17 protein-coding genes are annotated in these 17915 nt (G+C 44.0%); 5 read left to right on the plus strand and 12 right to left on the minus strand.

All coding sequences use genetic code 11. The annotated features are described in order from the left end of the window. Window positions 1-122 precede the first annotated feature (122 nt). On the minus strand, window positions 123-797 hold the full coding sequence (locus tag L2W36_RS06270) for a type 1 glutamine amidotransferase domain-containing protein (protein ID WP_006070516.1): 675 nt from the start codon (window positions 795-797) through the stop codon (window positions 123-125). A gap of 163 nt (window positions 798-960) precedes the next feature. Beyond that, complete coding sequence (locus tag L2W36_RS06275; RefSeq protein WP_236109598.1) at window positions 961-1578, minus strand: glutathione binding-like protein; 618 nt, start codon at window positions 1576-1578, stop codon at window positions 961-963. A gap of 116 nt (window positions 1579-1694) precedes the next feature. Here L2W36_RS06275 and L2W36_RS06280 point away from each other — a divergent pair, with 116 nt between their 5' ends. After that, window positions 1695-2267, plus strand: a complete 573-nt coding sequence (locus L2W36_RS06280; protein WP_107305887.1) for a TetR/AcrR family transcriptional regulator — start codon at window positions 1695-1697, stop codon at window positions 2265-2267. 24 nt (window positions 2268-2291) lie between these two features. On the opposite strand, the gene L2W36_RS06285 is transcribed toward L2W36_RS06280, so the two are convergent. The 4 genes from L2W36_RS06285 to L2W36_RS06300 form a co-directional block, all read right to left on the minus strand. Further along, a complete protein-coding gene (locus L2W36_RS06285; RefSeq protein WP_198558778.1) occupies window positions 2292-2528 on the minus strand; it encodes a hypothetical protein in 237 nt (78 codons plus the stop codon). Between the two features lie 78 nt (window positions 2529-2606). Further along, window positions 2607-3833: a sodium/glutamate symporter gene (gene gltS / locus L2W36_RS06290; protein WP_006070520.1), complete on the minus strand. Its 1227-nt coding sequence runs from the start codon at window positions 3831-3833 to the stop codon at window positions 2607-2609. A gap of 121 nt (window positions 3834-3954) precedes the next feature. Beyond that, window positions 3955-4989: a tetratricopeptide repeat protein gene (locus tag L2W36_RS06295; protein WP_062455409.1), complete on the minus strand. Its 1035-nt coding sequence runs from the start codon at window positions 4987-4989 to the stop codon at window positions 3955-3957. 10 nt (window positions 4990-4999) lie between these two features. Further along, complete coding sequence (locus tag L2W36_RS06300; protein WP_062456511.1) at window positions 5000-6307, minus strand: anaerobic sulfatase maturase; 1308 nt, start codon at window positions 6305-6307, stop codon at window positions 5000-5002. Between the two features lie 207 nt (window positions 6308-6514). Here L2W36_RS06300 and L2W36_RS06305 point away from each other — a divergent pair, with 207 nt between their 5' ends. The 4 genes from L2W36_RS06305 (at window position 6515) to L2W36_RS06320 (ending at window position 11474) form a co-directional block, all read left to right on the plus strand. After that, the gene (locus tag L2W36_RS06305) at window positions 6515-7324 is read left to right on the plus strand and encodes a formylglycine-generating enzyme family protein (protein ID WP_236109599.1); all 810 of its coding nucleotides are present in this window, start codon (window positions 6515-6517) and stop codon (window positions 7322-7324) included. Window positions 7325-7352: 28 nt separating this feature from the next. Then, window positions 7353-9062, plus strand: a complete 1710-nt coding sequence (locus tag L2W36_RS06310) for an alkaline phosphatase family protein (RefSeq protein ID WP_236109600.1) — start codon at window positions 7353-7355, stop codon at window positions 9060-9062. A 248-nt stretch (window positions 9063-9310) separates the two neighbouring features. Beyond that, window positions 9311-10432, plus strand: a complete 1122-nt coding sequence (locus L2W36_RS06315) for a bacteriohemerythrin (protein WP_236109601.1) — start codon at window positions 9311-9313, stop codon at window positions 10430-10432. A 91-nt stretch (window positions 10433-10523) separates the two neighbouring features. Next, window positions 10524-11474: a LysR family transcriptional regulator gene (locus L2W36_RS06320; RefSeq protein ID WP_006070526.1), complete on the plus strand. Its 951-nt coding sequence runs from the start codon at window positions 10524-10526 to the stop codon at window positions 11472-11474. Between the two features lie 7 nt (window positions 11475-11481). Here L2W36_RS06320 and L2W36_RS06325 read toward each other — a convergent pair whose 3' ends face one another. From L2W36_RS06325 to L2W36_RS06350, 6 genes are read right to left on the minus strand one after another with little or no spacing between them, the layout of a single operon-like run. After that, on the minus strand, window positions 11482-12387 hold the full coding sequence (locus tag L2W36_RS06325; protein ID WP_038222099.1) for a LysR family transcriptional regulator: 906 nt from the start codon (window positions 12385-12387) through the stop codon (window positions 11482-11484). Between the two features lie 26 nt (window positions 12388-12413). Next, on the minus strand, window positions 12414-13673 hold the full coding sequence (locus L2W36_RS06330; RefSeq protein WP_236109602.1) for a BatD family protein: 1260 nt from the start codon (window positions 13671-13673) through the stop codon (window positions 12414-12416). Further along, window positions 13670-15358: a VWA domain-containing protein gene (locus tag L2W36_RS06335; RefSeq protein WP_236109603.1), complete on the minus strand. Its 1689-nt coding sequence runs from the start codon at window positions 15356-15358 to the stop codon at window positions 13670-13672. The genes L2W36_RS06330 and L2W36_RS06335 overlap by 4 nt, the downstream gene beginning before the upstream one ends. Continuing rightward, the gene (locus L2W36_RS06340; protein WP_236109604.1) at window positions 15358-16398 is read right to left on the minus strand and encodes a vWA domain-containing protein; all 1041 of its coding nucleotides are present in this window, start codon (window positions 16396-16398) and stop codon (window positions 15358-15360) included. Before L2W36_RS06340 ends, L2W36_RS06335 begins: the two co-directional genes overlap by 1 nt. Continuing rightward, window positions 16395-16952, minus strand: a complete 558-nt coding sequence (locus tag L2W36_RS06345; RefSeq protein ID WP_236109605.1) for a DUF4381 family protein — start codon at window positions 16950-16952, stop codon at window positions 16395-16397. Before L2W36_RS06345 ends, L2W36_RS06340 begins: the two co-directional genes overlap by 4 nt. Beyond that, a complete protein-coding gene (locus tag L2W36_RS06350; RefSeq protein WP_236109606.1) occupies window positions 16949-17908 on the minus strand; it encodes a DUF58 domain-containing protein in 960 nt (319 codons plus the stop codon). Before L2W36_RS06350 ends, L2W36_RS06345 begins: the two co-directional genes overlap by 4 nt. Window positions 17909-17915 lie beyond the last annotated feature (7 nt).

The following is a 17915-nucleotide window of genomic DNA, read 5'->3' on the forward strand; positions in this document are numbered from 1 at the left end:
TCTATTGCACTATTTACTATGTCAACAAAACGTCAGATATAGAGCAACGAAAGCAAACAATCTCGCCGTCATCACACTTTGTAGTGAGTCTTTCAATGGTAAAAGATAGTTACACATCATATCTAACGCCCTGAATTAAGATAGTCCACGACGGCTTCTGCGGTAGCTGCAGAACTTGCAGGGTTTTGGCCTGTGATTAATTGCCCGTCTATTTCAACGTAACAGCTCCAGTCATCGCCTTTAAAATATAGCCCTCCGCAATTGGTAAGTTCTTCCTCAACAAGGTATGGCACAACTTCACTCAAACCAACGGTTTGTTCTTCACTATTACTAAAACCTGTAACTCTTTTGCCCTTTACTATCGGTTCTTCGTCTTCTCCAACAACATTGATAAGAACGCCGGACGCATGACAGACTGTCGCTACGGGCTTACCTTGACTGAAAAAATCATCGATGAGAGAAACAGAATCAGGGTCACAGGTGAGATCCCACAGGGGACCATGCCCACCAGGATAAAAAACAGCATCATAATCTGACGCTTGAACTTCTACTAATCTAAGAGTCTGAGCTAGGTGGGTTTGCGCGACTGGATCTTGCTCGAATTTGGTAGTGGACTCAGTTTGAAACTCTGGAAGTGCGCTCTTGGGGTCAATTGGAGGCTGTCCCCCTTTAGGAGAACAAAGAGTAATATGTAAGCCAGCGGCCTTAAAGACATAGTAAGGTGATGCGAATTCTTCAAGCCAAAAGCCCGTTTTCTCATCCACGTCGCCTAAACGGTCATGAGACGTGATTACCATTAGTATTTTCTTTTGACTCACTAAGAATTCTCCTACTAGAGCTTTCTTTTAAACCTAGTGAGTTTATGAGAATTTTCAAATCCAAACGCTAGTTGACTAAAAGGTTGGCACCTTGCCTAAGGCGCTGGACACCAACCTAAACTACCTTATCCTTACACGTACGTTAGCCTTTCATTGCAGGCCGAGACGAGACGACCTCAAACCAGCGCTTGATATGCGGGTATGGCTCTAACACTTCGATCTTCAGTGCATTGATAGCCACAACAACAAATATATAAGCACTAATATCGGCGATGGTATAGCGCTCTGTCGCTACGTAATCAGATTGAGAGAGTTGCTTATCAAGTTTCGGTAAAAAAAGCTCCACTCGATGCTTCGCTTCTACGCCCCAAGCCTCTATACAATTCTCTCGATCTTTATACAGCCCAGTCGTGTTTCGAAACGCTTGAAATGCGTTTTGAATTCCATCGATTTCAACGATGCGATTCCACATTTCAACCTTGGCACGAGCTACCACGCTATCCCCAAACAAGTTCAAGTCATTCGGTTGCAATTCATCAAAATACCGGCTGATAGCAACGGTTTCACTTAAGAAACTACCATCATCAAGCTCTAATAATGGCACCTTACCATTGGCACTTTTTGCCTTGTAGTCATCACTTAGGTTGTCTCCTTCTCGAACATTAATTTCAACTCGCTCAAACCCTGTCGCATCAATTTCGCTTAAAAATAAATTGAGTCGCTTGCAGCTTACAGTTGCTGCCTGTTCGTACAGTTTCATTACCATCCCTTTTATCTAACCGATCGTTCAGATATAATCTACGAGAAAACTAAACGATCGGTCAAGAATAATTTTATGTAATATTGAACGGTTAAAGCGCGTTTAAGAGTATTGAGATGGCAAGAAAAGCAAACTTCTGCAAACAAGAGAAACTTCAGCAAGCAATGACGTTGTTCTGGAGCAAAGGGTACGCAAACACCTCTATCAATGACCTCATCGAAGTTCTAGGAATCAATCGATTTAGTCTGTACAACACGTTTGGTGACAAAGAAACGCTCTATTATCTAGCACTCGACAATTACCTAGAGCAGATTTCGTTTCCCAAACTTACTACACTGCGAGAACCCGACTCCGGCTTGGAAGCGCTCCAAGACTTCTTGCTACTTTTTGCTGAGAAGCAGAAAGACAACACCTGTGGCTGTTTTATTCAAAATGCTGTTGTAGAACATGCCGCTACAAACGCCATGGTACTCAAACGTAGTGATTCCTTATTTGACACATTGGAAAAGGCAATCGCAGATGTACTTAATAACGCCAAGCTGCGCCAAGAACTGGAATCGGACACAGATGTAAGTGCTCTTACGCAGTTCATTATTTGCCATATGCAAGGTATCCGAGTATTAGGAAAAGCAAAACGTTACGACAATATTGATATCGCAACCAAAATGCTAATTAAGGCAATCAAATAACGCCTATTGTTGATTAGCTGAAGGTCATTGTGTCCTAAGTGAACGTTTGTAAAGGGCTTCAAGATACTGAGTATCTCTACAAGGCATTTCTTGATATTCCTTTAAGCGTACTTGGTTTACCGCTGACTTGAGTTGTTGCAGTGAAATATCGTGCTCCTGACAAAGCTGATGCCTATTCAAACCTTGATAGAGTTTGTCAGCAAGCTGTTGTGCTAGTGTACTGTCGAGTTGATGGTGAGTGTTTAGTTGTCTGTTCATCATGTCTGTATCCCCTAGGTCATAGCACCTAGGGTATACAGCGTAAGATTTAAGTTCTAATCAGATAACGTTCAATAAAACTTACATAAGAACACCCATGAAATACGGGATGATAAATGCGTTGGCAAGGTCAATGAAAAATGCGCAGACCAACGGCACAACGATAAATGCTTGATGAGAATTGCCATACTTTTGCGCAACCGCGGACATGTTTGCCATTGCCGTTGGCGTAGAGCCTAACGAAATCCCACCAAAGCCTGAACAAATAACCGCTGCATCATAGTTTTTACCCATTGCTGGAAAAATAACGAAAAGATTAACTAATATCGCCACAATAAATTGCGCTGCTAAAATCGCGAAAATTGGTCCGGCTAGATCCACTAATGTCCATAGCTGCATACTCATTAGTGACATCGCAAGGAAAGCTCCTAAAGACATATCCGCAATCAGAGCAACAGCAGGTTTGTTCGCAGGCCATGAGGTTCCGGTAATTCGCGGATAATTATGCGGTACGAGATTAGAAAGAATGATGCCAGCAAATAAGCAGGTAACAAAAAGAGGAAGCTGTAACCCTAAATGCTCAATACCTTCATTTAAGAAAACACCAACAATGATACATGTATGAATGGCCAACATGGCATCAAGAAAATCATAGGAGGTAATTTTAGGCTCCGGCTGATTTTCGGAGACACCTACATCTAACGACTGTTGCTCTTGTGGTTTAAGGTCGTATCGCTTGATAAGGAACTTAGCAATTGGTCCCCCCATGATACTCGCAAGAATAAGACCAAAGGTTGCACTTGCAATTCCCAGTTCCATTGCTGAATTTAACCCAAACTGCTCCTGGATTTTTGGAGCCCAAGCGATGGCAGTGCCATGTCCACCAATAAGAGAAACAGTGCCACTAAGTAGCCCTGCTACTGGTTCCAAACCAAAGGCCGTAGCAACGGTAATACCAGTTAAATTCTGGACTATCATGTAGGCTATTGTCACTGCCAACAATATGACGAGTGGTTTTCCACCTTTTTTGAGGTCACTCAAGCTAGCGTTAATGCCAATGGTAGTGAAGAAGTAAACAAGCAATACATCGCGCGCCATCAGATCGAAACTGACCTCAATTGATGTCGCCATATAGAACAGAGCAAAAAGAACCGAGAAGACGATTCCTCCAGAGACCGGTTCAGGAATGCTGAATTCTTTTAGGAACCCAACAACCTGATTCAGTCTACGACCAACAAAGAGAACAATAATACCCAGAGTAACCGCAAAAAAAGAATCAATATGGACAGCGCCATCTTCAATAATCATGTATTCCACATCCTGTTAGAAAACGATACAGAATAGAATGCCTTTATTTTGCGCGCTATCCAACTCTTTTTAAAAAGATTTTAACCTTGATAACCAATACTTACTTGTTCTTTCCGTACCCTTACTTACCTTTATTCTTTAGTTCTTCAATGACGTAAGGCGGTGCGACTTTTTCTAGCTCCGTCAGACAGGCGTCAGCTTTCTCGTGCCCAGTTCGCACATAAATGTCGCAAACTGCGTAGAGTTGTTCTGGCGCACCAGAAATCAAGTACGCTTTTTCAAACGAATCCGTCGCTTTCGCTACATCAATCGGTTCTTGAAGCACACCGTTCAAGTACCAATAATAACTGTTGTCAGGCGAGTACTTCGTCGCCTGTTCGATAGCATTAGCCGCTTCGTTCTTGTTGCCTATCCTGACTAACGTTAACGCTTTTGAATAGTATAATTGAGCTGAAGTGCTGTCGTTTTCTATGGCACGATTTAACACTTCTAGCGCATTCTCATCTTGTTGTTGCGCTCGATAATTATCCGATAGACTCAGAGAGACCTGCGTCGCCATTGCAGGGTTCGTTATCAACTGTTGGTAGATTAATTCAGCGCTGCTGAAGTCTTGATGCCAACGGTAAACATCCGCTAGAAGTAACTGCTTTTCACTACCAGAATGCTGCTTCAACTGCTTAATAGCGCTTGGATAAATCTTATCAAGCTCTTGTTGCTGCTGCTCATGCATATTGGTGTAATCAGGGATCAAATTTACCAAAGCTGCCAACTGCACGTCACTGCTTTCATCGTTTAACAATGGAGCAACCAACTTCCATCGATATTCAAACTGATAAGGTTTGGCACCTACGATGGCTGCTTGTCGAATATCAGAGTTTGAGTCTTTAAGAGCTCTTGAAACTGCAACCAGTGCATTCTGGTTTGGAAACTGACTAAGCTGATGCAAAGCATCAACGCGACGTTGTACGTTCTCTGACTGATTCTGCGCCGTATAAGACAGGCGCTGAATTTGTTGCGCCGTACTTTCTTGAGCTGAAGCAGCGACGCTTTGTGGTTTGGTTTTGGTAACTTGATCTTTCTGTGGTTCGGCACTGACTGCCGAAAGACTAAAGATAGTTGCCATCGCACCTAAAGCGATCAGATGTCTATTTTTCATTGGTAGGCTCCTAGAACTTGGTTGCAAATCCAACATTGCGAATCGCTTGGTCGCTGTACTTTCCATGAGCTACCGGATTGCCGGTGGCACGTAAGATATAGGCAATCGCTTTATCTGCGTGCGAGAAAAACTTTTTCCACCCTGCACAAAGGTAGTTGAGCCCAGGCTCACCTGTACGGGTCTTAATAAATCGGTTTTTGGGACATTCGCCATAGCATGCAAACTGATAGTCACACTGCTGACACTGCGCCGTTAGCGTCTTAGATTTAGCGAATCCGAAATTTTGTTGTGCTTGGCTATAAGCCATTGTTTCCAATTTAGTTTCGTTAATATTGCCAATTTTGTACTCGGGGTATACATAATGGTCACAACTATAAACATCGCCATTAGGCTCCATTGCTAAGCCTTTGCCACACAATTGACCAAGCGTACATAACGGATTTTTTCGTCCCATCCAAGTTTCTACACTCGCTTCAAAGTACTGAACAAACACACGGCCGATATCTCGTTGAATCCACTCATCGAAGATGGCAATAAGGAAATTACCCCAAGCCTCATCAGAAACGCACCATGATTCCATAATCGAGTTGGCGTTACCGGGAATTAGTCTTTTGTCTCCTTGCTTGAGCTGCTCATTTGATTTCCATGTTTGCGGTGCGGTGGTTCGGAACGACTTCTGCTCAACAATTGGAATAAACTGCATTTGTGGTGAACGCACTTCATCACGCAAAAAACGATACACTTCTAAAGGATTCTTGCTCGTGAGGTTATTAACGCAGGTCAAAGTGGCAAAGCTCACCTTGTGTTTGTGCAGCAGTTCAACTGCCTTCATGACTTGCTTATGTGTACCACGCCCTGCTCGGTTGGTTCGGTAAGCATCGTGTAGCATCTGTGGGCCATCAATACTCAGTCCAACAAGGAATTGGTTCTTAGCAAGAAACTCACACCATTTATCATCAAGCAGTGTACCGTTCGTTTGCAGGTCATTTGAAATCTTAATACCTACAGGCTGATATTTCTTTTGTAGTTCAACCACTTTTTCGAAATAACTGAGGCCAAGCATAGTTGGCTCCCCACCCTGCCACGAGAAGATGATTTCCGGCGTATTCTGCCCTTCAATGTAGTTTTTGATGTACTGCTCTAGAAGCGCTTCGTCCATCTCTGGAGAACAGCCTTTTTTGTATTCCAACAGGTCTTGTTTACTCAGGTAATAGCAATAATTGCAATCAATGTTGCACACAGCGCCAATGGGCTTCGCCATCACATGCATTCTTTTGGAAGCTTTCCCTTGGAACTGGGGACCTTGCGATAAGTGGATTGACTGTGAGGACTCTGTCTTTCGGGAATCGCCTATCGACTGAGCTGAATTCACACTTAATACCATAACTCATGCACCTTTTATGTTGAGACTCATCGCATTTTATATCAGGGCGAAATACGCGGGCGTTATAGTGCTTATAACCAAAAAGAAAGTGGGCAGTCGTTAAAATTGAGGAGATGTTTCTTAACACTACAGAGCCAAACTATGACTGATTACTCAGAGGAAAAAAGGGCATGGAATACAACAAAACTACTTGTTGTTTTAGCCATCATTGCGCTACCTATACTACTTTCTGGCTGCGCGAGTCCGTCCAATCATCCTATCGCGATGAGTATCAACCAAGATATGGTTCTCGTTGAAGGTGGTGAGTTTACTATGGGCTCAGATTCCAAAACTGCTGCGAAATCAGAGCGTCCAGCCCACTCTGTTCGAGTCGATAGTTTTTACCTATCCAAATTTGAAGTCACCCAAGAGCTGTTCGAGTCCGTCATGGGTTCATCGATGAGTTACTTCGCAGCACCTAATGTGCCAGTTAACAATTTAAGTTGGCAACAAGCCAACTACTTCGTTGAGAAACTCAATGAAATGACCGGCGAAAACTATCGTTTACCGACAGAAGCCGAGTGGGAGTTTGCAGCGAAAGGCGGTATCCACTCTAAAGGATATATCTACGCCGGTTCCAACAACATTGATGACGTCGCCTGGTACTCAGAAAACGCCAATAATCGCGCTCACCCAGTTGGAATGAAACAACCTAATGAGCTAGGTTTGTATGATATGACAGGAAACGTAGGTGAGTTTGTTCAAGATGCTTTCGATGACGGCTTCTACCGTTTTTCTCCTGTTAACAACCCAAATAACGCCAAACATTCAGACTCAGGGCTTTCACATAAATCCGTAAGAGGTGGCAGTTTCTCTTACGACGCGAACGAATCTGAAAACTTCCGACGCGACTTTGCGAGTCAATCAATCATCATGTCGGATATGGGCCTTAGACTCGCGAAAGACAAATAAGCTTCCATCGTCACGGCAAGGACAGACTATGCATAAGAATAAACTCATAAAACCAATAGTGACAGCATCACTTTTGGTGACTTTGTGTTTCAACGCTAGCGCGGCGCTAGCAACAGAGTCTAAACCCAATCTCGTGCTGCAGATAACCGTTGATGGGTTACGTGCAGATCTGATTGAGCGTTACAAACACAATTTCTCAGACAATGGTTTTAAATACCTTATGGACCAAGGCGTTTATTATAAAAACGCCAATTATGAACATGCTAATACCGAAACCATCGTAGGCCATGTTTCCCTAGCAACCGGTGCACCACCAGCCGTACATGGCATGGTCGGTAACGTTTGGTTTGACCGAGGATTAGATAGGCTTGTCTACAACGTCGAAGATCCCAACTATTCAATGTTAACATCTGGTGCAGGTGTTGATAAATCCACTGAAATAGACCCAACACAGAAAGCAGCTGCAGGCGATGGTCGTTCACCTGAACCTATTCTTTCGACCACATTTAGTGACGAGCTCGTTATCAGCAATAATGGACAATCACGCGTTTTCTCTGTTTCAGTGAAAGATAGAGGTGCAATTTCCCTGGCTGGACATGGTGGTAAAGCCTTTTGGTTCTCAAAAGCACAGTCTCAGTTTGTCACCAGTGATTATTATTACGACACCAACCCATTTTGGGTTGATCGATGGAATGAGAAAGCCATTCCTGCCAAATACTCAGGAAAGCGATGGGAGTTATCACTACCTAAAGACCAGTACTCTCTGCAAGAAAACAGCAAAGATCATAAAGTGGATTTAGGCGGATTTGCCCGTACCTTCCCTCACCCTTACGGGCCTGCATCTTATAAGTACTACTCGACGATGTTGACAGTAAGTCCAGCTGGCGATGAAATCACGGCTGACTTCGCCAAGACACTGCTGGCACAAGAAAAGTTAGGAAGCGGAGACGCAACGGATTATCTGGCTATCAGCTTCTCTTCCAATGATTACGTCGTTCACCTTTATGGGGCATCGAGCTTAGAAACCGAAGACAACCTAATCCGATTGGACAAAACACTCGCTGATTTATTCAAATATGTTGACGACTCGATTGGTCTAGAGAATACCCTCATCGTGCTCTCTGCGGACCACGGAGTCCCTGAAGCATCTCCAACTGTCAATACGCTTGGTTTTAGACAACCATTTTACTTCAATAAGGATGCGTTGCTGACTGACGCTCTTATGACACGACTTAAAAACGAATTTGGTCTGGAAAAAGACGTGATTAAGCTCTACGCACAGCCGTATATTTACCTCGATCACGAACTTATTGCTGCTAAAAATGTATCACTCAGAGATGTGCAAAAAGTTATTGCTGAAGAAGTAATGAAAGTAAAAGGGGTGGCTACTGCAGTAACGAGTGAGGATATCGCAAGCAATCGAGTCCCAGATTCACGAGTTAATGAGCTGATTCGCAACAACTATCACCCTCTTCGCTCCGGCGACGTCTATATGGTATTTGGTCCTCGTACTTATATTAATGATATGGATGGACTCACCATTGCATCAACCCATGGTTCACCATGGCGCTACGATACGCACGTTCCCGTCATCTTTGCAGGGCATAATCTTAAGCCCCAAACTGTTACGCGCCCTGTCACACCTTATGACATCGCCCCAACACTATCTGGATATTTAGACGTTAGTGCACCAAGCGGCGCCACAGGCGTGATGTTAGAAGAAGTATTTCAAGATTAACTTATCCTAACCACCGAGAGAGCATTGAGCTCTCTTGGTCACAACTTTCTCCTTGAGCACACCAAAAATCATGTAGGAAAACATGAAGTTTTCTCCGTGTTTAGTGTACAAAACACCGTCCCCCTATTCAGCAAACCACTTTTAAAACCCTAATTTAAAGCCCAAACAGTCCTTAAACGCGCTCTTCGGCTTTTTTGGCTTAAGCATTTTCGATACCATCGTTCATCACTTGTCATCACAGATAGTCCATGATGCCTAGCAACCAAATCGAGCTTTTTCCTTGGAACACCAATTTCGAAACTGGAATAGCCAGCATTGACGAGCAACACAAAAACCTATTTTCGTTGATTAACAAACTCGCTAATGCCTTGGTATACGATAACCAACTTCAAGTTTCTACCATTTTTGATGAGTTAGCTGACTATGCTCTCTACCATTTTTCGGAAGAAGAGCGCGTGTGGCAGCAATACTTTGAACAAGATTCTTGGTGTGTACTTCATAAAGGTAACCATGAATCCTTCGTACCAGAGATTATTCGACTTCAACATCGTACGAAGAGTGTTGGTTGGCATGAAGCGACAGAGCAAATTCTACATTTTCTTATTCGCTGGCTGCTACTACACATTCTCAACGAAGACAAAAAAATGGGCTTAGTGATAAACGCTCTTTCAAAAGGTGCTCTTGACTTAAACCAAGCAAAAATCGAAGCCGAAGTCGCCCTCGTTGGAGAACATGGAGCACTCACCGACACTATTTTAAATATGTACTTTGAGCTCTCCTCTCATGCGATTGAGCTTATTAGAGAGAAGAATCGTCGCATCGTTGCCGAGAAAGAACTAAAAGCGCTCAATGATAAACTCCAGCAACTGGCAGTCACCGACGAGTTGTCTGGTTTGTTCAATCGCCGATATTTTATGATGATGACACAAGAGGCCTTGTTAAGAGCAAAAGTGGAGAGCAGCTACCTAAGCTTCATTTCTCTCGATCTCGATAATTTCAAGCATCTAAACGACACGCTTGGGCATGCTCGAGGAGACGAAGCCATCATTCACTTTAGTCACGTATTAGCATCAAAGTTCTGCCGCAAAAACGACTTTATCTTTAGGATGGGCGGCGATGAGTTCCTAGTAGTTGTATGCTGTGCTGAACATCAACAGGTAATTGAAATAGCGGAACAAGTGAGAAGTGCGATCGAACAACAATGTCTAATTGATACGTCAAGCATTAACGCTATAACAACATCCATCGGAGTATTCACCCACATACCCGAAGAACACGAAGATTTTATGTACTTTATGGAGCGAGCAGACCAACTGCTATACAAAGCAAAAGAACAAGGCCGAAACTGCGTGCTTTCAGCTTTGGAGTGACGACCCTGACTTCAAACCTTATGGCACACCTTCCAATCAGGAAGCGAGTCCACTAGTATGAAGACATTTCCCCCGAAAATAATTGGTCAAAATGTCTATTACTCATCAGCTTCGGCTCTTCGTGGATGTCGTCCAGCAAGGTTCATTCGCCAAAGCTGCGACACTCAATAATATGGATAACTCCTCGCTTTCTAAGCAGATAAAAAAGCTCGAGGAGACATTGGGCGTGCAGTTGCTCAATCGCTCTACTCGTTCGTTTTTTCTTACCTCTGCAGGGGAAGACATTCTTGCTGAAACTCATGTGTTGTTAGAATCATTGGATAACATAAAGGGAATTGCGGATTCTTACCAATCTGAGCCAAAAGGAGTCATACGGATTGTCTCCGCGGTGTTCTTAGGACAGCAATATGTTCAGCCCGTTATTAGTTGCTTTATGAGAAAGTACCCAAACGTTCAAGTAACTTTGCATTTAGACGACAGAAAAACCGATATCATTGCTGATCACTTTGATCTAGCTATTCGGATGGGTAAGTTAACGGATTCGAACTTAATTGCTAAAAAGCTGGCTAAGACTAACTTTGCCATCGTTGCCTCTAAAGAGTTCCTTAAGCAACATGGAACACCACAAACACCGGAAGAGCTCATTACCCTGCCCGCCGTCATCTATAATAACGGCGATGTATGTCTTGATAGTTTTAAAATGAGTAGAACACCGAGTTGCCAAGAAATGACTAGCTATAAAATGCAGGGTAACTATAAGGTCAATGACGTTCGAACCATGATGTCTGCAACGCAGAATGGAATTGGTTATTGCGTTATTGACCTATTTAATTTGGAAAAACCCATTGATGAATTAGGGTTAGTACCATTACTCACCGACTATACCCTATCTACTCAGGACACAGGGATTTACGCCATTTATCCACATCGCAAACAAACCTTACTGGTTTCCGAGTTCATTAATCAGTTGAAGAGCTACATTGGAGAGCCAGCTCGCTGGGAAGCCCATATTCCTGACTATCAGCATATGTACAAGCAATGACCTCAGATTAATTAACTTGAGAGGCAATCTTAATAATCTGTTGCCTTAACCATTGATGCGCCGCATCCGAGTTGCGACTCGGGTGCCAAACCATGCTTAATCCATAATCTGATGCGCCAAATGGCATCATCAATGCCTTAACATCTAGACCAACAGCAAACTTGTTGAATGTAGAGTGGGTAATAATACCTATTGCGTCAGTTTGGCTAATCGCTGGCAACATATCTACCTCACCCGCCGCTCGGTACATAATTTTACGTTTACCGAATTCAGGGAAGTCCTTTTCATTAAAGAAGCTTTTACGTGTCTGCCATTGAGACATCACCACATGCTGCTCCGCTAAATATTGCTCGGTAGTAATCGTGTCTCCGGTTATACGTGGGTGATTATTGGCGACTACCACGTACAGCTTTTCTCTGAAAATCTCTCTAACTTTTAATGTTGGAGTTTCACTTCGAGTTCTATCAATGACCAAATCGTATCGCTGTAAACGCAAATCAGACTCATGGTCCTCAGTAAACAAAGGATGAACTTCTAGAGATACTTTGGGTGCAATTTTGGAGATACGAACCAATAACTCTGGCAATATCGCATAATTGGCTGCAGACACTGAAGCTATCGAGAATGTCTTGGTCGATGTCTTTGGGTTAAAGTCTCTAGAAGCTTCTAGTGTCGAAGTAAAGTTCTTCAAAGAAGTAGCTAGCGCTGGATAGATATCATTGGCAAACGTAGTCGGCTCTACACCACTTGCGTTTCGATGAAACAGCGAGTCATCATAGATTTCTCTTAATCGCTTTAAAGCCTTGCTAACGGCAGGCTGACTAATTCCCAACCTTGAAGCCGCGCTAGAAAGGCTTTGCTCTTCATAGATTGCAACGAATACGGGAATTAGGTTTAGCTCAGTATTTTTCATTATTACCTTAACTTCACTCGCAGCACTCAACCCCATTTATCAAGGCCTTTTAAGTCACTTGCGCGCTGCTGTTGTTTGCTACTTTTCAACTGACGCCACAGCCAAAAGCTGTTTTCTTTGTTTGGCGTATGCCTCTGAATGTACTCACTTTCCGCTCGCCACTTATCACTGTCGTGCATTCGCTTTAATTCTAGGGTGGCAGTACACTTTCGACCTTTTAAATAAAGTAACGTTCTTACCTTAGGCCAATCTTGTTTTCTTACGGCTTGTTGGAACAGCCACCAAGGCGGTTTAGGGTGAAACTTATAATAGCGATTTACAAAGATCGTCAATCCTATCAATACAATAGAGGCACTTATCAGTATAGCTATCTGCGACCAATAGGTATTCAATAAAGATCGCCAAGTGTGAGCAACGGTTATTTTTTTAGTTTCTAGTGTTACTTCTTTGACAGATTGTGACTCGCTATCCCACCAACGAATCGTCTGCTTTGGAAACGTGACCTCACCACCTGTTGTCAGTATATAAACAGTCTCATCGGTTCGGGTCGATTGATAGTTTCCACGAGTCTGACTATCTGTCAACGCACTTGGTTTGGGATAAGATTTCGTGCCAACGATGGATTGTTCACTGTCTAGTGGAGGCAATAGTATGGATAACGTGTCATCAGCCGTAATGGTTACTTTTCTTGTCAGGCTATCTCCTGCTTCCAACTTCTCAGATGACTGCTGCCAATCTTCCGAAACCTTGACGTTACTGGCAACAAACCAAGGCTTGTTTGGAGTGAAGGAAGCATCTGGAAGTTGAGTAAAAAGCGACATCGGTTTGGTATAGAGTGTGCCTTGCACGTTAGTCCCATCAGATGCTGACACTTGAACTCTAACTGGAACTTTAGGTAAACGATATTCACCACTTTGCTGAGGGTAAAGCGTAATCTCCCAACGCTGACGTGACCATGTTTGGCCATTTTTTCTCTCAGTATAATTGGTCGCAAGCTGATTGCGCTGTTTGACAATAAGATCGGGCATACCAAAAGCCGAAATGCGAGTACCACCTGTAAACCAACGAGGTGTCGATACCTCAATGTACAATATCACCTGTTCTCTAATGGCAGCAGGTTCAGACGCGGTTGCTCCTTTACTGAGCCAAGACTTGATTTCTACGCCTCCTACACGTTCAAGTTCGTTGATGGACATAGCCGCATTAGATTGTACAGAGAACACCAGTAAGAAAGTGCTAACAAGCAGCAAGCTCAATCGTTTTACATAGCAAAGTCGAAGAATCATTGAGTTTGACCTCTCTGAGTGTCACGCAGTTGAATCTGGAATTTATTGCGTAAGAAGTTTTTAGGATCGGCTTCCACTCGGCTTAGCCATTTATCAGCCAGTTCTTCACTCCCTAGAATTTCCCGTGCATTGAGCGTCTCTTTTAGCATCATTTCCGATGTCGTCGTTTCATCAGCGCCATCTGCCGTTTGAGGATTATCACCAAGCTCTATAGATTCTTCTGGGCCATCTGTGGTCCCTTTTTGGCTTTCACTGAATCGGTTTATTTCGTCAACAAGCGATTGCATCACCTGATAGTTATGCGTCGCCTTTTCTGCAATATCATCAGATTGTGCGTCTTTGGCGAGTGCACGATAGAGATTTCTTGCTGCCAAATATTCTCGTTGTCGTGCTAATGCATTGCCCAAGTAAAGGGTACCGAGATCGTTATTTTGAACTTGCAAAAACTGTGCTTGTGCTGACTTAAAATCGCGGCCGTAGTAATAAGCGATACCTTTGTTCAAAGGCTCTTGATAGTGCTCTGCCGCTCTTAGAAACTCTCCACGTTCAAAATACCACTGCCCTTGTTGCTCTGGTGTCAGCCAAAGATTCATCCACGCTTGTTTCGTTGATATCCATAATTGACCCACTTGTGAGACTGGTTGTGCCGTTGTCTCGGTTTTCGCCACCGACGACACCGTTTCCGCTTGTGCTTCTGGAACCAAAATATTTGGACTTAATAAGGTTGCGATGAACATCCATTGCACCAACCAACCCTTTCTGAACCAAAGCAAAGCTAGCAGCATAATCGGAAAGACCAGATAGTAGCCCATATCGCGCCAAGGCATAGCTGACTCTCCCGAGATTTGCATGTGCCTTTCAACATCAGTAGCAATTTGTTCAACATCAGTGTTGTCGATACTCAACGCGTAGTACCTTCCACCAGTGTCATTGGCAAGCTGCTTCAGGCTTTCCCAGTCTGTTGCTGCGCTTGATTGGTTGCGTTCACTGCCTACCGCCATCACCATGACGAGCACGTTTGAGTCTTCAAACGCCGTCTTATACTGGTCAATCGCCTCTGATGCTACGCCATCTGAGATAATGAGCACTGAACCCGATGAACTGCCTTTAAGCTGCGACTGTATTTGAGGGATAGCGGCTTGGGCACTCTTACCCTGAACAGGAATCACTTCTGGTGAAATAGCGTTTAAGAACGGCAAGAACACCTGATTATCTTCTGTCATTGGCATCGCGGTGTGAGCGCTGCCAGCAAAGACAATAAGCGATGTTTTTCCACCTTGACGAGCTTGCAGTAAGTCACGAATTTTGTACTTGGCACGCTCGAGTCGAGAAGGCGGTAAATCACTTTGCATCATCGATTGGCTGGTATCGAGTACTATCACTAACTCGCCTTGATCCTCACCAAATGGTGAGGCCTCACGCTGCCAAGTCGGCCCTGCACAAACAATAATAGCTAAGCCAAGAATCGCACTAAGGAGTTTAAGTGGCAGCTGGCTTTTCCACCCTTGCTCGCCAATAACCAATGCCTTTTGCAGATGCTCAGGAATGATGGTTTTCCAAGCAGTCGATGATTCTCTGCGCCAACGAAGTAGCAACAGCAAGGCTAATGGCACAAAAGCAAGCAACCAATAAGGACGCATAAAATGGAACTGAGAAATAATTTGCTCGACGACTAGGGAGTTCATTAGATGTTTCTCCCCGTTTGATTGGTCTCGTTAAGTTCACGAGGTTGACTATACCGACGCCGTAGCGTTGCGGTTGAAAAGGCGATCAAATACAGGATGACTACTACCATCAATAAATACTGGTGCACGGTTTGTTTAGGTCGGTATTGAGTACTTTCGTACAACTTCGGCTCTAACTCACCAATCGTTTGGTACGCTTGTTGAAGTGCTTCTTGGTCTAGGGCCTGAAATGCCTGACCACCTGATTGGCTAGCAATATTATCGATCGTTGCCATATCCAGCGCCTGCTCACCGATGGTGGCGGGATCGCCCATCGCAATCACGTGAATACGCACACCTTTTGCCGCCGCGACAATAGCGGCATCTTTAGGTTCTACAAAACTGCCAGTGTCATTACCATCGGTCAGTACCACGACTACTTTCTCTTTGTCTTTTGACGATTCAGATTGTTCAAATACCTTAATCGCGAGACCTATCGCATCACCTAGATGCGTGCTCTGCCCTGCCATCGCCACTTCAGTCTGATCAAGTAACGCAAGCCAGACATCGTGATCCGCGGTGAAAGGCGTTTGAAGATAAGCCGCATCACCAAACAGTATCAGACCAAGTCGGTCACCTTCTCGCGTTGCAACGAATTCATGCAGGACACTTTTGACAGCATCAAGCCTTGAGACCGCTTGACCATCTGACGAAGAGAAGTCCATCTCAGACATAGAGCCCGATAAATCAACTGCGACCATCACATCTCGACCAAGCTTCTCTCTCGTTTGTGGCTCGCCCAATACCGTAGGTTTGGTCATTGCAATAACCAATAAGCACCATGAAACGATCAGTATTCCACGTTGCCACCAAGACGGTTGCAATTGGCTGGCACCAAGTTCTGGCTGCTCACCCAAAATATCCAGCAACTTATTAAAGAAAGGGACTTTGATGGCACTTTGTTTGGTCTTGTATGCAGGTACAAATCGATAGACAACCACTGGCAGCGGCAGAAGCAAAAGCCACAGCGGATACGTCAATGTTAAGGTAGACCAACTCATCGCTGACCTCCTTGAATACCCATTCTACTAAGACTGCGAGCAATCACTTGTTTTGCCTGCCAATACTGTTTAAGCCAATTAGGTACGGGGTGATGTTCAATCCACCTATGTACTTGTTGATAAATATGTTCTGATTCCGAAGCGTCTAGTGTCACTTTTGAACTCAGTAAAGTGCGTAACCATTTTCCACCCAACTCAACATTAAATTGAGCATCAGGGCTGACATAGCGGTTCAATTGCTCTATCCATGCTTTTCCATATTGTTGAGATTGAGAGATTTTAAGGTACTGCGTGACACTTTTTAGTACGTCGTAACACATCTGGTCGCGCTGTTTTGATGTTTTGTTGCTTTGCAGTATGTCGAGTGCTTCTCTTCGGTAACGAAGCATAGAATGGCGACAATAGCCGCGAAAAAGTTTAACGCCAATGAGTAGAACGATGAGTAATCCGATAAGTTGCCATCCAATGGTTTGTGGCAACCAACTAACAGAATCAGGATTAGGAACTTCGAGCATGTTACGCAAAATGTAAGAGCTAGGTGCAGGTTGAGTCATGAGCTAAACCCTCCTACAGCTCGTTTAAACCTGGCAATGTGGTCACCATCGGTCGTCAGTTCAATCACAGGTAATTTTTTTATCGACATAAGCTGGCGTAAGCTTTCCAGTTTGCTTTGAGATTGGGCGGCCAAACCAGCATTGGCGGCATTGAGTTTATGTTTCTCTGTCACACTAAGCTGATACTTACCATCGCCAAATACTAACGTTGACGCATCAAGAATCTCGTCAGGTAGTCGACGTTCTAGTGGGTCCGAGATGATTACGCTGAGGATGTCATTGTGCTGTTGTAGGTATTTCAGTCGGTCAATATCATGCTCTGTCGCGTCTGACCAATCCGATATGAAAACTACGGTGGCGTTTTTTAACCCCAGATTACCAAGCATAGATATGGTCGCCGCAAAGCCTACGTTGTCACTGTCTTCACTGTGTAAGCCAAGGGATTGATTTGCATGACACAAGCGCTTAAGTCCATGTAGCAGATGATTTTGAGAGCGCTGTGGTTTTATGTACTCGATGTGGTCACTATGATTAATGATAAAACCCACACGGTCGTTGTCTTTTATGATTCGCCAAGCAGCCAGTGCGCCAACTTCAGCTGCAACAACCGATTTCATCGTATCGACTGACGAAAAATACATCCCGCTTCGCTGGTCAATACACAGAATAAAGTTACGATCTTTCTCTTCGGTATAGGTTCTGACATGTGGTTTACCAGTACGCATCGTGACCTTCCAATCGAGATTACGAATGTCATCACCAAGCTGATAATGTCGCAATTCTTCGAAGTTAAGACCACGACCGCGAAACGGAGAACTGTGTCTGCCAGACATTGCCGACTGCGCCATCAAGTGTGGCAATAGTGAGAAAGCTTGAACTTGCGATTGCAGTTTGACCAATCGGGCGTATGGAGTATAAATGCGAGTATCGAGTGACGCCTCGGTATTGTGAGCCATATTATCT

The organism is Vibrio sp. McD22-P3 (assembly GCF_021568915.1).
Classification (GTDB): Bacteria; Pseudomonadota; Gammaproteobacteria; order Enterobacterales; family Vibrionaceae; genus Vibrio; species Vibrio mediterranei.

Excerpts from the sequence above, each read along its gene's own strand:
- gltS (WP_006070520.1), bottom strand. The coding sequence starts at position 3,833 with ATGATTATTGAAGATGGCGCTGTCCATATTGATTCTTTTTTTGCGGTT.
- L2W36_RS06320 (WP_006070526.1), top strand. The coding sequence starts at position 10,524 with ATGTCTATTACTCATCAGCTTCGGCTCTTCGTGGATGTCGTCCAGCAA.
- L2W36_RS06340 (WP_236109604.1), bottom strand. The coding sequence starts at position 16,398 with ATGAGTTGGTCTACCTTAACATTGACGTATCCGCTGTGGCTTTTGCTT.
- L2W36_RS06310 (WP_236109600.1), top strand. The coding sequence starts at position 7,353 with ATGCATAAGAATAAACTCATAAAACCAATAGTGACAGCATCACTTTTG.
- L2W36_RS06270 (WP_006070516.1), bottom strand. The coding sequence starts at position 797 with ATGGTAATCACGTCTCATGACCGTTTAGGCGACGTGGATGAGAAAACG.
- L2W36_RS06325 (WP_038222099.1), bottom strand. The coding sequence starts at position 12,387 with ATGAAAAATACTGAGCTAAACCTAATTCCCGTATTCGTTGCAATCTAT.
- L2W36_RS06330 (WP_236109602.1), bottom strand. The coding sequence starts at position 13,673 with ATGATTCTTCGACTTTGCTATGTAAAACGATTGAGCTTGCTGCTTGTT.
- L2W36_RS06295 (WP_062455409.1), bottom strand. The coding sequence starts at position 4,989 with ATGAAAAATAGACATCTGATCGCTTTAGGTGCGATGGCAACTATCTTT.
- L2W36_RS06305 (WP_236109599.1), top strand. The coding sequence starts at position 6,515 with ATGACTGATTACTCAGAGGAAAAAAGGGCATGGAATACAACAAAACTA.
- L2W36_RS06315 (WP_236109601.1), top strand. The coding sequence starts at position 9,311 with ATGATGCCTAGCAACCAAATCGAGCTTTTTCCTTGGAACACCAATTTC.
- L2W36_RS06275 (WP_236109598.1), bottom strand. The coding sequence starts at position 1,578 with ATGAAACTGTACGAACAGGCAGCAACTGTAAGCTGCAAGCGACTCAAT.
- L2W36_RS06350 (WP_236109606.1), bottom strand. The coding sequence starts at position 17,908 with ATGGCTCACAATACCGAGGCGTCACTCGATACTCGCATTTATACTCCA.
- L2W36_RS06280 (WP_107305887.1), top strand. The coding sequence starts at position 1,695 with ATGGCAAGAAAAGCAAACTTCTGCAAACAAGAGAAACTTCAGCAAGCA.
- L2W36_RS06285 (WP_198558778.1), bottom strand. The coding sequence starts at position 2,528 with ATGATGAACAGACAACTAAACACTCACCATCAACTCGACAGTACACTA.
- L2W36_RS06345 (WP_236109605.1), bottom strand. The coding sequence starts at position 16,952 with ATGACTCAACCTGCACCTAGCTCTTACATTTTGCGTAACATGCTCGAA.
- L2W36_RS06335 (WP_236109603.1), bottom strand. The coding sequence starts at position 15,358 with ATGAACTCCCTAGTCGTCGAGCAAATTATTTCTCAGTTCCATTTTATG.